General features: G+C 69.7%; 11 protein-coding genes. 7 read left to right on the forward strand and 4 right to left on the reverse strand.

The genetic code is table 11. The features are described 5' to 3' along the window. Positions 1-119: 119 nt before the first annotated feature. A complete protein-coding gene (locus ACZ6YV_RS14545) occupies positions 120-1,583 on the reverse strand; it encodes an alpha/beta hydrolase (protein WP_465510036.1) in 1,464 nt (487 codons plus the stop codon). Positions 1,584-1,730: 147 nt separating this feature from the next. On the opposite strand from ACZ6YV_RS14545, the gene ACZ6YV_RS14550 reads away from it, so the two are divergent. Continuing rightward, entirely contained in the window at positions 1,731-2,438 is a 708-nt protein-coding gene (locus tag ACZ6YV_RS14550) for a MerR family transcriptional regulator (RefSeq protein ID WP_465510037.1), read from the forward strand. A 16-nt stretch (positions 2,439-2,454) separates the two neighbouring features. Further along, positions 2,455-3,129: a hypothetical protein gene (locus ACZ6YV_RS14555; protein WP_465510038.1), complete on the forward strand. Its 675-nt coding sequence runs from the start codon at positions 2,455-2,457 to the stop codon at positions 3,127-3,129. Positions 3,130-3,385: 256 nt separating this feature from the next. Here ACZ6YV_RS14555 and ACZ6YV_RS14560 read toward each other — a convergent pair whose 3' ends face one another. The 3 genes from ACZ6YV_RS14560 to ACZ6YV_RS14570 form a co-directional block, all read right to left on the reverse strand. Then, entirely contained in the window at positions 3,386-3,841 is a 456-nt protein-coding gene (locus ACZ6YV_RS14560; protein WP_465510039.1) for a MaoC family dehydratase, read from the reverse strand. Further along, a complete protein-coding gene (locus ACZ6YV_RS14565; protein WP_465510040.1) occupies positions 3,838-5,154 on the reverse strand; it encodes an MFS transporter in 1,317 nt (438 codons plus the stop codon). Before ACZ6YV_RS14565 ends, ACZ6YV_RS14560 begins: the two co-directional genes overlap by 4 nt. Positions 5,155-5,292: 138 nt before the next feature. Continuing rightward, positions 5,293-6,198: a LysR family transcriptional regulator gene (locus ACZ6YV_RS14570; protein WP_465510041.1), complete on the reverse strand. Its 906-nt coding sequence runs from the start codon at positions 6,196-6,198 to the stop codon at positions 5,293-5,295. Positions 6,199-6,307: 109 nt separating this feature from the next. On the opposite strand from ACZ6YV_RS14570, the gene ACZ6YV_RS14575 reads away from it, so the two are divergent. The 5 genes from ACZ6YV_RS14575 (at position 6,308) to ACZ6YV_RS14595 (ending at position 12,393) form a co-directional block, all read left to right on the forward strand. Next, entirely contained in the window at positions 6,308-7,219 is a 912-nt protein-coding gene (locus ACZ6YV_RS14575) for a CoA transferase subunit A (protein WP_465510192.1), read from the forward strand. Further along, entirely contained in the window at positions 7,216-7,995 is a 780-nt protein-coding gene (locus tag ACZ6YV_RS14580) for a CoA-transferase subunit beta (RefSeq protein WP_465510042.1), read from the forward strand. The genes ACZ6YV_RS14575 and ACZ6YV_RS14580 overlap by 4 nt, the downstream gene beginning before the upstream one ends. Positions 7,996-8,004: 9 nt before the next feature. Then, on the forward strand, positions 8,005-9,495 hold the full coding sequence (locus ACZ6YV_RS14585; RefSeq protein WP_465510043.1) for a 3-hydroxyacyl-CoA dehydrogenase: 1,491 nt from the start codon (positions 8,005-8,007) through the stop codon (positions 9,493-9,495). Next, positions 9,492-10,652, forward strand: coding sequence for an acyl-CoA dehydrogenase family protein (locus ACZ6YV_RS14590; RefSeq protein ID WP_465510044.1), 1,161 nt, complete (start codon positions 9,492-9,494; stop codon positions 10,650-10,652). Before ACZ6YV_RS14585 ends, ACZ6YV_RS14590 begins: the two co-directional genes overlap by 4 nt. 277 nt (positions 10,653-10,929) lie before the next feature. Then, positions 10,930-12,393, forward strand: a complete 1,464-nt coding sequence (locus tag ACZ6YV_RS14595; protein ID WP_465510045.1) for an alpha/beta hydrolase — start codon at positions 10,930-10,932, stop codon at positions 12,391-12,393. Positions 12,394-12,399 lie beyond the last annotated feature (6 nt).

A 12,399-nucleotide genomic window follows, 5' to 3' on the forward strand; every position in this document is an offset into this window, starting at 1 on the left:
GGGAGGGGCGACGGAGCCAGTGACACCGCGTCATACGTCGCCGATTCGCTCGAATGGCTGGTCCTCGAAGGAAGGTGCCGGGCCGGTCCTGGCGCGGACCGGCCCGGCACCGGAGGAGGTCAGGCCGGTTCCGCCACGCAGGTGCGATCGTCCTCGGGACGCTCGCCCGTGGTCAGGAACGCGGTGACCGTGTCGTTCGCGCACTTGTTCGCGCCGATCAGGTAGGCACCGTGGCCGCCCTGGTCGGCGGTGACCATCCGGGCCCGGTCACCGAGGGCGCGCCGCATCTGCTCGGCACCGGCCAACGGCGTGGCCGGGTCGCGGGTGTTCTGCGCCAGCAGCACGTTCGACGGGCCCCGGTCGCCGACCCGCACGGGCGGTTCGGCGGGCTCGGTCTTCCAGAAGGCACACGGGCGGATGTTGGCCCCGGACGCGCCGAACATCGGGTAACGCTTCCTGTCGACGGAGACGTCGTGCAGGTAGCTGCTCACCGACCTCGGCCAGCGGGAGTCGTTGCAGATCACGTAGAGGTGGCTGGCCACCTGGTTCTCCACGCTCTGCGGGGCGGCCGCGGCGGTCACCGGTGGCGGCGGCTGGTTCGTGTCGAGCGCCTTCCAGAGCGCCGCCAGTTCGGGCATCCGGCTGTCCCGGTACAGGCCTCCGAAGGTCACCAGCCGGAACAGGGCGCCGTCGAAGCTTTGCGCCGGTGTCTGGTCCAGGCGGCCGGCGAGGTCGAAGTACTTCGCGGTCACCTGCTCCGGAGTGGTGCCCAAGCCGTATTCGGGATGAGCGGCGGCGAACTTGGCGAAGTCCGGGAACCGTTTTTCCATGCCAGGGCCGAACAGTCGGCTGCTCGTCCGGTCCAGACCGCCGGGGACCAGGTTGCTGTCGAGCACGATCCGGTCGCTGCGGTGGGGGAACAGCGTGGTGTAGACCGCGCCGAGGTGGGTGCCGTAGGAGTAGCCGAGGAAGGAGAGCTTGTCCTCGCCCAGTGCCTCGCGGATCTTGTCCATGTCGCGTGCGGTGGCCGCTGTCGACATGTAGGGGAGCAGGTTCCCTGTTGTGGACTTGGCGCACTGTTCGGCGACGGTCTTGGCGTTCTTGGCCTGTTTCAGCACGTCGGCCGCGTCGCGCGCGTACGGCGGGATGTTGCCCCTGTTCTGCTGTTCCGTCGTCAGGTCGCAGGTGACCGGGGCGCTGTGGCCCACCCCGCGCGGGTCGAAACCGATGATGTCGTAGGTGTCCAGGACACTTTGCGGCAGTTTGAGGTCGACGAGCCCGCCCGGGAAGCCGAGGCCGCTGCCGCCCGGTCCGCCGGGGTTGGTCAGCAGCACGCCCCGGCGCTTGTCGGGATTCTTGCTCGCCAGACGGGAAAGCGAGAGCCGGATCCGCTGCCCGTCCGGGTCCCGGTGGTCGAGCGGGACGTCGATGGTGCCGCATTGCAGGCCGGGTTTGGTGACGTCGGCGGGGCATTCGCCCCACTTCGGCGCCTGGGCGGCCTCGCCGGTCTGAGCGAGTCCTGGTGGTGCGAGCACCACCGCGGCCGTGGCCGCGGCGATGACGATGGTCAAGGCTCTCCGCATGGCTTCCCCTCGGGTGACAAGTCGGTTGTCTGTCCGTTTTGAGTAGAGACCGTGCCCTCGGGGCATGGTCAAGAAGAGGTCCGCCGCCGGCGCCATCCGGTGATCTTTCTTGACTGTGCCCCAGGGGCATGGTGTCCACTTCGGGGGATGGCTTGGAGCACACGTGAGCTGGCGGACCTGGCCGGCACGACCCTGAAGACCGTCCGCTACTACCACCGGATCGGTCTGCTCGACGAGCCCGAACGAGGTGCGAACGGGTACAAGCGGTACCGCGTCACGCATCTGATCCGGCTGCTGCGGATCCGGCGGCTCGTCGACCTGGGCGTGCCGCTGTCCGACATCGAGGCGATGGAGGAGTCCGACGTGAACGCGGAGCGGACGCTGCGCGCGCTGGACGCCGAACTGAAGGCGAGCATCGAACGGCAGGAGCGGATGCGGAGGGAGCTGGCGCTGATCCTGGACCGCCGCAGCCTCGTCGACCTGCCGCCGGGCTTCGACGGGAACGTCACCGACCTGTCCGAGGTGGAGCGTTCGATGCTGATGGTCTTCTCGCGAGTGCTGGACGCGAAGACGATGGACGTGATGCGCGAGTTGCACGCGGCGCCTCGTCCTCCGGCACAAGGGGAGTTCGACACGCTGTCGGCCGACGCCGACGAAGCCACGAGGCAACGGCTGGCCGAGGAACTCGCGCCGGTCGCGCGCGACCAGATCGAGGCACAGCCGTCCTTGACCGACGCGAGGACGAAGGTGGCACTGACCGAACCGATGGTCCTCCGCGGCCTGGTCGAGCTGTACAACCCAGCCCAGCTGGACGTCCTGAGGCGACTGAACGTCCTCCTCGAAATCGCGCCCTGAAGGAAGAGAAAGGACCATGAAGAATCTCAAACGACGGTGGCAGCTCGGCAAAGTCAGGCCCGGCGACGGGAGCGCGCTCCCCGAATACCGACTCTGGCAGCTGTTTTCCCGTTCAGTGCTCTTCCTCGATCTGGTGACGCCGTCCGGGGAAACCCGCGTGTACGCGGTCGATGTCCGGCACATGGTCGACGCGAAAAGCAAGAAGGAGCACGAGAACGCGGTCGGGAAGAGCCCCGCCGCGCTGTACCTCGACGGGGTCCAGATCCATCGGTCGAACCTGCCGACGTCGTTTCCCGTGCCCGGCGGTGTCATCGAGGTCGCCACCAGCGCGTTCGGGCTGAAACGCATCCACTTCGTCGCCGAAGACGGCACCGAACGCGCGCTGCGCCCGCACGATCGTTCGCAGGAAGGACTGCGGGCGCGATTCGGGCTGCGTTATCCGCGGACGAGCGCCGTCGTCGGTGCGGTGACCCTCACCATCCTGCTGGCAGCGCTCGTCATCAGCCTCATGCACGGCGCGGAAGCCGTCACCCGGGCCCCGGCGATCGCCGAGCATGTCGGCAGGTTCGTGTCGCCGGTCGATCTGCCCACGTGGGGGAACGTCGTCTTGACCGTCGCCGGGGTGCTTTCCGGGGTGGAACGTGCCACGAGACTCCGCTTCAACCGGCTGATCGACACCGTCACTTCCTGACGGGGGTCACGGACTTCAAGAGGAGGGCGCGTGCCTGACTCGCCCACCTGCCGGTTTCGGGCGTGGGGGGGGGCGCCCCGCGGGGCGGCAAGATGGACGCCCCGGGGGGGGGGGCCCGGGGGGGGGGGGCGCCCCCCCCCCCCCCGGGGGGTGTGGGGGCGCCCCCAACCACCCTGTCCCAAAAATCCTCGCCCCCCCCCCGGGCCCCCCCCCCCGCTTCCGGGCCTCCGCCGCCGAGCGCCGTTCCTGGCCCGCGTCACAGGTAGTAGCGCGTCACCGATTCCGCCGCACAAGCCGGTTTCGGTGACCCTTCGAGCTCGAAAGTGAAGGCGCGCACCATCTCCACGCCGTCCCACGGCACGGCCGTCACCTCCAGCACGGACGCGCGCAGGCGCACCCGGCCGCAGACCGGGACCGGCGCGGGGAACCGGACCTTGTTGAGCCCGTAGTTCAACGCCATGCCGACGCCGGTGACGCGCAGCAGTTCGGCGAACATCGGGATGCCCCAGCTCAGCGTCATGAAGCCGTGGGCGATCGTGCCGCCGAACGGTCCCGCCGCGGCCCGCACCGGATCGGTGTGGATCCATTGGCCGTCACCGGAAACCTCGGCGAAGGTGTCGATCAAGTCCTGCGTCACCGTTCGCCAGGCCGAAGTGCCGAGATCGCGTCCCGCCAGTGCCCGGATCTCCTCGATGCCGTTCGCGGTGATCATCGGGTCACCGCCGCGGCGGCCGGCACCGGCTCGTCGGCGCGCTCGTCGTAGCTGGGCCGCTTCAGCAGCGCCAGCATGCAGCCCAGGGTCAGCAGGACCTGGAACACCGCGAACACGATCACGGCGGTGATCGAGCCGGTGAGGTTGAGCAGGAACTGGCCCACGATCGGCGTCGTACCACCCAGCAGGGTGCCGCACAGCTGATAGCACAGCGAGATCCCGGTGTAGCGCACGTGCGCGGGGAACCGGCTGGCCAGCATGCCCGCGAGCGCGGCGTAGTAGAGGCAGTGCGGGATCGTGGCGACCACGACACCGACCATCGCCGAGGCGTAGTCGCCGGTGCTGATCAGCAGGAACATCAGCGGCATCAGCACCAGTTCGGGCAGCAGCATGATCGTGACCGCGCGGCGCCAGCTGGTCATCTTCGTGACGATCACCGCGCCCCACGGCTGCACCAGGATCTGGGTGATGTTGGCGACCAGGATGATGGTGAGGAAGGAACTGCGGCTGAAGCCGATGTCCGACGTGGCCCACGAAAGCGCGAAGGTGGACTTGAAGTAGGTCGCGGACAGGCCGATGGTGCACGCGCCGATGCCGAGCACGATCAGCATCGGGTGGTTGCGGAGGACCTCGGTAAGCGGCAGCTTGGCGACCTTCTTGGCCTCGATCAGTCCCGCCATGGCCGGGGACTCGGTGACCTTCAGGCGGATGAACAGCCCGACCACGACCAGCAGCGCGGACGCGAGGAACGGGACCCGCCAGCCCCAGCTGACGAACGCCGCGTCCGGCAGCTGGCTGATGGCGAGGAAGCTGATCGTGCTCAGCGTGTTGCCCACCGGCGAGCCCTGCTGGGCGAAGGCGCCGTAGAGGATCGACTTCCCCTTGGGCGCGTGTTCGGAGGCGATGAGCACCGAACCGCCCCATTCACCGCCGAGCCCGATGCCCTGGATCATCCGGATCACCACGAGCAGGATCGGCGCGGCGATGCCGATGGTCGCGTAGCCGGGCAGCACGCCGATCAGGGTGGTCGAGACGCCCATCAGCAGCAGCGTGATGACCAGCGTCTTCTTGCGGCCGACACGGTCGCCGATATGCCCGAAGATGACGCCGCCGAGCGGCCTGGCGAGGAACCCGACCCAGAAGGTCGCGAAAGCCACCAGGGTGCCGAGCGCTCCGTCGAGTTCGGGGAAGAAGACCTTGTCGAACACCAGCGCGGAAGCGGTGCCGTAGATGTAGAAATCGAACCACTCGATGGTCGAGCCGATGAACGCCCCGATGCCCGCGCGTTTCGCGGTCGCATTCGCCGCACCCATACCGTCTCCTTGGATCGCCGTTGTTCCCGGGCACGGCGACCCCCCGGCGCCAACGTCCCTGTTCTGGCGGGAACCATGCCAGCCGTCACCGAGACACGTCCAATACTGAATCGGCCACTCAGTAAGTGTTCCTTCGTATCAATCGCCGCTGGGCACGGGCGTGGGCAGCGCCTCCTCGGCGACCGCGAGCACCGTCCGCAGCGCGGCGGACGGGTTGTCGGCGCGCCAGGCCAGCGCCGCCTGCAGGCGCATCGACTTCCCGGCGAGACGCCGGTAGACAAGCCCGGTCTGCTGGATGTGCTGGCAGGACGTCAGGGTCAGCGTCACGCCGACGCCCGCCGCGACCAGCGCCAGGATCGTGTACGAATCCGGTGCCTCCTGGACCACCTTCGGGGTGAACCCGCTCTCGGTGCAGGCCTTGACGGTGGCCTCGCGGACCGTGGAGCCCGCGTTCGCGGGGAAGCTGACGAACACCTCGGAGGCCAGCTCGTCGAGGGGCACGCGATCGAGTCCGGCCAGCCGGTGGTCCGACGGCAGCGCGCAGATCAGCTCCTCCTCGTCGATCACCCTGGCCCGCACGCCCGGCTGGGTGACCGGCAGGCGCACGAAGCCGAGGTCCAGCGAACCGTCCGCGATGCGGTCGAGCGCCACGTTGGCGTAGGTCTGCCCGCGCATCACCAGTTCGAGCCCGGGGTGCGCGGCCCGGACAGCCCTGGTCAGCAGCGGCAGCGACTCGTGGCTCGACGCTCCGGCGAAGCCGACGGTGACCCGGCCGAATTCGCCGCGGCCGGCCGCCTTCGCGGCACGGGTGGCCAGGTCGAGGTCGTCGAGCACGGTGCGGGCCGGGGCGAGGAAGGATTCGCCCGCGCTGGTGAGCCGCACCGAGCGGGTGTTCCGCTCGAACAGCGCGACCCCGAGTTCGCGTTCGAGCTGGCGGATCTGCTGGCTGAGCGGCGGCTGGGCCATCTGCAGCCGTTTCGCGGCGCGGCCGAAGTGCAGTTCCTCGGCCACCGCCAGGAAGGCGTTCAGATGACGGAACTCCATGTCACACCTCGATTATTCTCAGCTCAGTATCAATCTGACCTTAATTCGGTATTGGACTCTGCACAATGCCGCCTGGCACGGTGAACCCGTGACCGACAAGACCACCACGATGGCCGACGCCATCGCCGCCTTCGTCCACGACGGCGACACCGTCGCGCTCGAAGGGTTCACGCACCTGATCCCGACAGCGGCCGGGCACGAGATCATCCGGCAGGGCCGCCGCGACCTCACCGTGGTCCGGATGACCGCGGACATCGTCGTGGACCAGATGCTCGCGGGCGGCTGCGTGCGCAAGCTGGTGTCCTCGTTCGTCGGCAACTCTTCGGCGGGCTCGCTCGGGGAACTGCGGCGGCGGATCGAGCGCGCCGACCCCGAACCGCTGGAGTTCGAGGAGTACAGCCACTACGGCATGATCGGCCGCTACCTGGCCGGCGCGCAGCGGCTGCCGTTCTACCCGGTGCGCTCGTACGCGGGCAGCGATCTGCCGTCGGTCAACCCCGGCCTCCGCAAGGTGCGCTCGCCCTACGACGACGGCGAGCAGATCTACGTGGTGCCGCCGATCAACCCGGACGTCACGATCGTCCACGCCCAGCGGGCGGACCGGTCGGGCAACACCCAGGTCTGGGGCTTGACCGGGATCCAGGCCGAAGCCGTGTACGCGGCAAAGAAGGCCGTGGTGGTGGTCGAGGAGATCGTCGACGACGACGTCATCCGTCGCGATCCCAACCGCACGATCGTTCCTTCGCACGCGGTCGACGCCGTGGTGGCCTGCCCGCGTGGCGCGCACCCGTCGTTCGCGCAGGGCTATTACGACCGCGACAACGCGTTCTACCGCGGCTGGTCGGCGATCAGCGCGGATCCGGCGGGCCTGCGCGAGTGGCTGGCGGAATGGGTGCTCGGCACCCGGGATCACACCGAATACGTGGCGAAACTGGGGGAGAGCTACTGGGCGGGCCTCGCCGTCGACGACGCGCTGAGCCTGCCGGTGAACTACGGGAAGCGACGGGAGAACGCACGATGACGTCCACAAAGGACACTGGCACGACAACCTCGTCAGAGCTGCTCTCGGTGGTGGCTTCCCGGGAACTGGCAGGGAAACGCACGGTGTTCGCCGGGATCGGCCTTCCGACACTGGCCGCGTCGCTGGCCCACCTCACGGTCGCGCCGGATCTGGAGATCGTCTACGAGTCCGGTGTCTGCGGCGCGCATCCCTCGCAGCTGCCGGAAACCATCGCCGACGCCGTGCTGATCACCGGTGCCGAAGCGGTGCTGTCGATGCCCGCGCTCTTCGGCAACGTGCTGCAGGGCGGGCACATCGACGTCGGTTTCCTCGGCGCCGCGCAGATCGACCGGTGGGGGAACCTGAACTCGTCGGTGATCGGCGACTGGGCCGACCCGACGGTGCGGCTGCCCGGCCCCGGCGGCGCGATGGAGGTGATGGCGAACTCCGGCGAGGTCTTCGTCGTGATGCGCCGCCACGACCCCCGGTCCTTTGTGGACAAATTGGACTTCTGTACCTCGCCCGGCCCCGACCGAGCGCTGGCAGACGGCATCCGGCCGCTGGGCGCGGGGGTCACCAGGGTGATCACCGACCTCGGGATCCTCGCGCGGCCGGGGGTGGGCGAGCCCCTGCGGCTGATCGCCGTCCATCCCGGCGTGACAGCCGATCAGGTGCGCGCCGCCACCGGCTGGCCGCTGGAGGTCGACGGCGATCTGGCCACGATCGAACCACCCGCGGCCGCCGAACTCCGGCGGCTGCGCGAAGAAGTCGACCCCGGTCGCGTCTACCTGCGCTGAGGAGCGAACATGCGGATCAGGGTCATCGGAACCGGCGTGATGGGCCGGGGTATCGCCCAGTGGGCGGCGACCGCCGGGCACACCGTCGAGCTCGCCGACGCGAGGCGCGAGGCCGTCGGTGAGGCGATCGACTTCATCGGGCAGCTACTCGACCGCGCCGTCGTCAAGGGGCGCATGACGGAACCGGAGGCGGGCTCGGTCCGCGCCAGGCTCGTGCCGCTGGAGGCCGTTTCGGCGCCGGGCGAAGACGTGGACCTGGTGATCGAAGCCGTCCGCGAAGACCTGGACACCAAGGCGGAACTGTTCACCGCGCTGGAAGCGGTCCTGCCGCAGACGACGATCTTCGCGACCAACACGTCCTCGCTGCCGGTCACCCGGATCGCCGCGACGCTGGGCGATCCGTCGCGGCTGGCCGGGTTGCACTTCTTCAACCCGGTGCCGCTGATGAAGATCGTCGAGGTCGTCCCGGGCGCGGCCACCCGCCCTGACATCCCCGGCGCCCTGTCCGAGCTGGTCCGCGCGTCCGGACACCGCGCGGTGACGGTCGCCGACACCCCCGGCTTCCTGGTCAACCACGCCGGGCGCGGACTGGTCACCGAGGCGTTCGCGCTCCTGGAGGACTCGGCCGCCGAGCCGGTGGTGATCGACCGGATCGCCCGCGACGTCCTCGGCCTGCGGATGGGCCCGTTCGAGCTGATGGACCTGACCGGTCTCGACGTGACGGCCGCCGTCATCGACTCGATCTGGGCAGGGTTTCGGCATTCCGATCGGCTACGGCCTTCGTTCCTCAGCCCGAACCGGGTGACCGCCGGCCTGTTCGGCCGCAAGAGCGGACGCGGGTTCTACGACCACCGCCCCGGCGCCGAGACCACACCGGAAGAGCCGGTCGTCGCCACGGAGTGTCCACTGTGGATCGCCGGTTCGGGCCAGGACGCCGAGGCCTTGCGTGCGGCGCTACCGCACGCGTTGGACGAGCTGACTTCCGAGGCCGTTGTGCTGGTGCCGACTTGGGGCACCACGGTTTCGGCGGCGATCGCCGCGCACGGACTGCCCACGTCACGCACCTTCGGCGTGGACCCGCTCTCGCTGACCAGCCGCCGCCGCGTGCTGGCCGTGACTCCGGCGTCGGACCCGGACGCGGTCCGCTCGGCCGTCGGTGCCTTGGGCGCCGAGCTGGTCTCGGTGGTGCGGGACACCGCCGGTTCGGTCGCCCAGCGCCTGCTCGCGTCGATCGTCTCGGTCGCCGCGTCGATCGCGGAACGCTCGCTGGCCACACCGGAGGACATCGACCTGGCCGTCACGGCCGCGCTCGGCTACCCCGCCGGACCGCTCGCCTGGGGCGATCGCGTCGGAGCCGTCCGCCTGCTCGAACTCCAAAGCCGGCTGCACGAGAGCACCGGCGACCCGCGGTACCGGCCGACGCGCTGGCTGCGGGAACGAGCCGAGCTCGGCCTGCCCCTGACCGCCCCCGCCTACCCGCTGGAGAAGGAAACACCGTGATTTCACCGGATTTCGGACTGACCGAGACACAGCGCGACATCCGCGCGATGGCCGCGCGGTTCGTCGACGACGAGATCGTCCCGCACGCGGGGGAGTGGGATCGCGCCGAGCAGGTCGATCGCGGCATCGTGAAACGCTTGGGGGAGCTGGGTTTCCTCGGCCTGATGGTCCCCGAGACCTACGGCGGCGTGGACGCGGACATGCTGTCCTACGTCCTGGTGACCGAGGAACTGGGGCGCGGCGACTCCGCGGTGCGCGGCATCGTGTCGGTGTCGCTCGGCCTGGTCACCAAGACCATCGTGACGCACGGGACGGACGAGCAGCGGGAGCAGTGGCTGCCGCGCCTCGTCAGCGGCGACGCCCTCGGCTGCTTCGCCCTCACCGAGCCGGGCACCGGCTCCGACGCGGCGTCGGTCAGCACCCGCGCCACCCGCGACGGCGGCGACTGGATCCTCGACGGCGGCAAGATGTTCATCACCAACGGGACCTGGGCGCAGGTGGCGCTGACCTTCGCGCGCACCAGCGAACGCGGCCTCACCGCCTTCCTCGTGCCGACCGGCTCGCCGGGCCTGACCGCGCGGGAGATCCACGGCAAGCTGGGCCTGCGCGGCCAGGCGACCGCGGAGCTGAGCTTCGACGGCGTGCGCGTGCCCGATTCGGCGCGGCTGGGCGAGGTGGACCGCGGTCTGGGCATCGCGCTGGGCGCGCTGTCCCGAGGTCGGATCTCGGTCGCGGCAGGTGCCGTCGGGCTGGGACAGGCCGCCGTGGACGCCGCCGTGCGGTACTCCATCGAACGCACCCAGTTCGGCCGCCCGATCGCGTCGTTCCAGCTGGTGCAGGAGCTGCTCGCTGATTCCGCCGTGGACGTCCGGGCCGCCCGCCTGCTCACCCATCACGTGGCACGGATCGCCGATTCGGGTGTCTCGCCGAAGGACTACGCGACCGACGCGTCCATCGCGAAGTACCACGCGAGCGAGGCCGCGGTGCGTGTCAGCAACAACTGTCTCCAGGTCTTCGGCGGCTACGGGTTCATCGACGAGTTCCCGGTCGGCAAGTACCTGCGCGACGCCCGCGTGCTGACCCTGTACGAAGGCACCAGCCAGGTGCAGAAGCTGCTGATCGGCCGCGATCTCACCGGCGTGAACGCGATGCTCTGAGCGCGGGTGGTCGTGAGTGGTAAGTGACGTTCTAGCGACACTTACCACTCACGACCAACGCGCCCCACCACGGCCCGGCACCCCTGGCCGCCTGCAGTCCCTCAAGGGGGCCTTCACGGACCTGGCCCGCGGTCAACCGCACCAGCAGCCCTGCGCCTTCCGGCTAGTCCTTTTGGCCGACCAAAGGCGGTGGCGGAACCATTCCCGCGCTCGATGCGCGTTCACCGCGAGGTGAACAGGATGGAGATTCGCCAACAGACCGAAACAGGGGTGTCGGATGAGGAAGACGTGGTCCATCGCGCTCGCGATCGCCATCCTGGCGGCGGCCGCCGCGGCGGCGGTACCGGCGGGAGCGTCACCAGAGGCGTCACCGACGCCGGTGAAGTGGGGGCCGTGCCCGGCCGACGCCACGGCGCCCGGCCTGGAGTGTTCGACGATCAAGGTCCCGCTGGACCACCAGGACCCCGGCGGCAAGCAGATCGACATCGCGATTTCCAAGCTGGCCAGCAAGAACCCGGGGCAGCGCCGCGGCGTGCTGCTGACCAACCCGGGCGGTCCCTCGGCCGGGCTGAAGTTCCCCGCCGAACTGGCGGTGGCGAAGATGCCGCAGAGCGTGCTCGACAGCTACGACCTGATCGGGTTCGACCCGCGGGGGATGGGGCACAGCACCCCGGTGACCTGTGACCTGACGCCGGAGCAGAGCGCGGTCGGCAACGTGCCGCCGTATGCGCGCGACGCCGCCGACGTGACGAAGCGGGCCGAGCAGTCGAAGGCCATCGCCCGGCAGTGCGCCACTTCGAAGACGGCGGGGATGCTGCCGCACGTCAGCACGGCGAACACCGCGCGCGACATGGACCGGATCCGGGCCGCGCTGGGCGAAAAGAAGATCTCGTTCGCGGGCTACTCGTGGGGCACCCACCTCGGCGCCGTGTACACCACGCTGTACCCGCAGCGCAGTGACCGGATCATGCTCGACAGCAACGTGGGCCCGGACGGCTGGGACTACGCGAACGACCGGATCTACGCCCAGGGCTTCGACGACCGGTTCCCGGACTTCGCCAAGTTCGCGGCGGCCGCCTCGGCCACCTACGGTCTGGGCAGCACGCCCGAGCAGGTCACCGCGAAGTACTTCGACCTCGCCGTGCGGATGGACAAGGCCCCGATCCGCGACATCGACGGGCCGACGTTCCGGATGCTCACCTGGGGCTTCCTCTTCAGCGACGCGGGGATGCCGCTCGTGGGCAAGATCTGGCAGGCGCTCGACAACGACCAGCCGCTCCCGCCGATGGGCCCCGGCGAGGTGCCCGGGGTGGAGAACCTGGTCTCCGGCCGCTATTACATGATCTGCAACGACTCCCGCTGGCCCGGATCGGTGGGCACCTACCAGCGCACCGTCGCGATCGACAGGCTCCGCCATCCGATGTTCGGCGCCGCCGGGGCCAACGTCCAGCCGTGCGCCTTCTGGCCCGAGGCCAAGGAGCCGCCGGTGCGCGTCGGTGACCGGGGGCCGTCCAACGTCCTCATGCTGCAGAACCAGCGTGACCCGGCGACACCGCTGGCGGGTGCCAAGAAGTTGCGGAACGCGTTCGGCGACAGGGCCCGCATGGTCACCGTCGACGCGGGCGGGCACGGCGTCTATCCCTACATCGGCAACAAGTGCGCCGATACGGCGGCGACCACCTTCCTGCTCACGGGCCAGCGTCCGGACCACGACCTGGCGTGCGCGGCCGAACCACGATGAACGACC

The organism is Amycolatopsis sp. NPDC102522, from assembly GCF_055584485.1.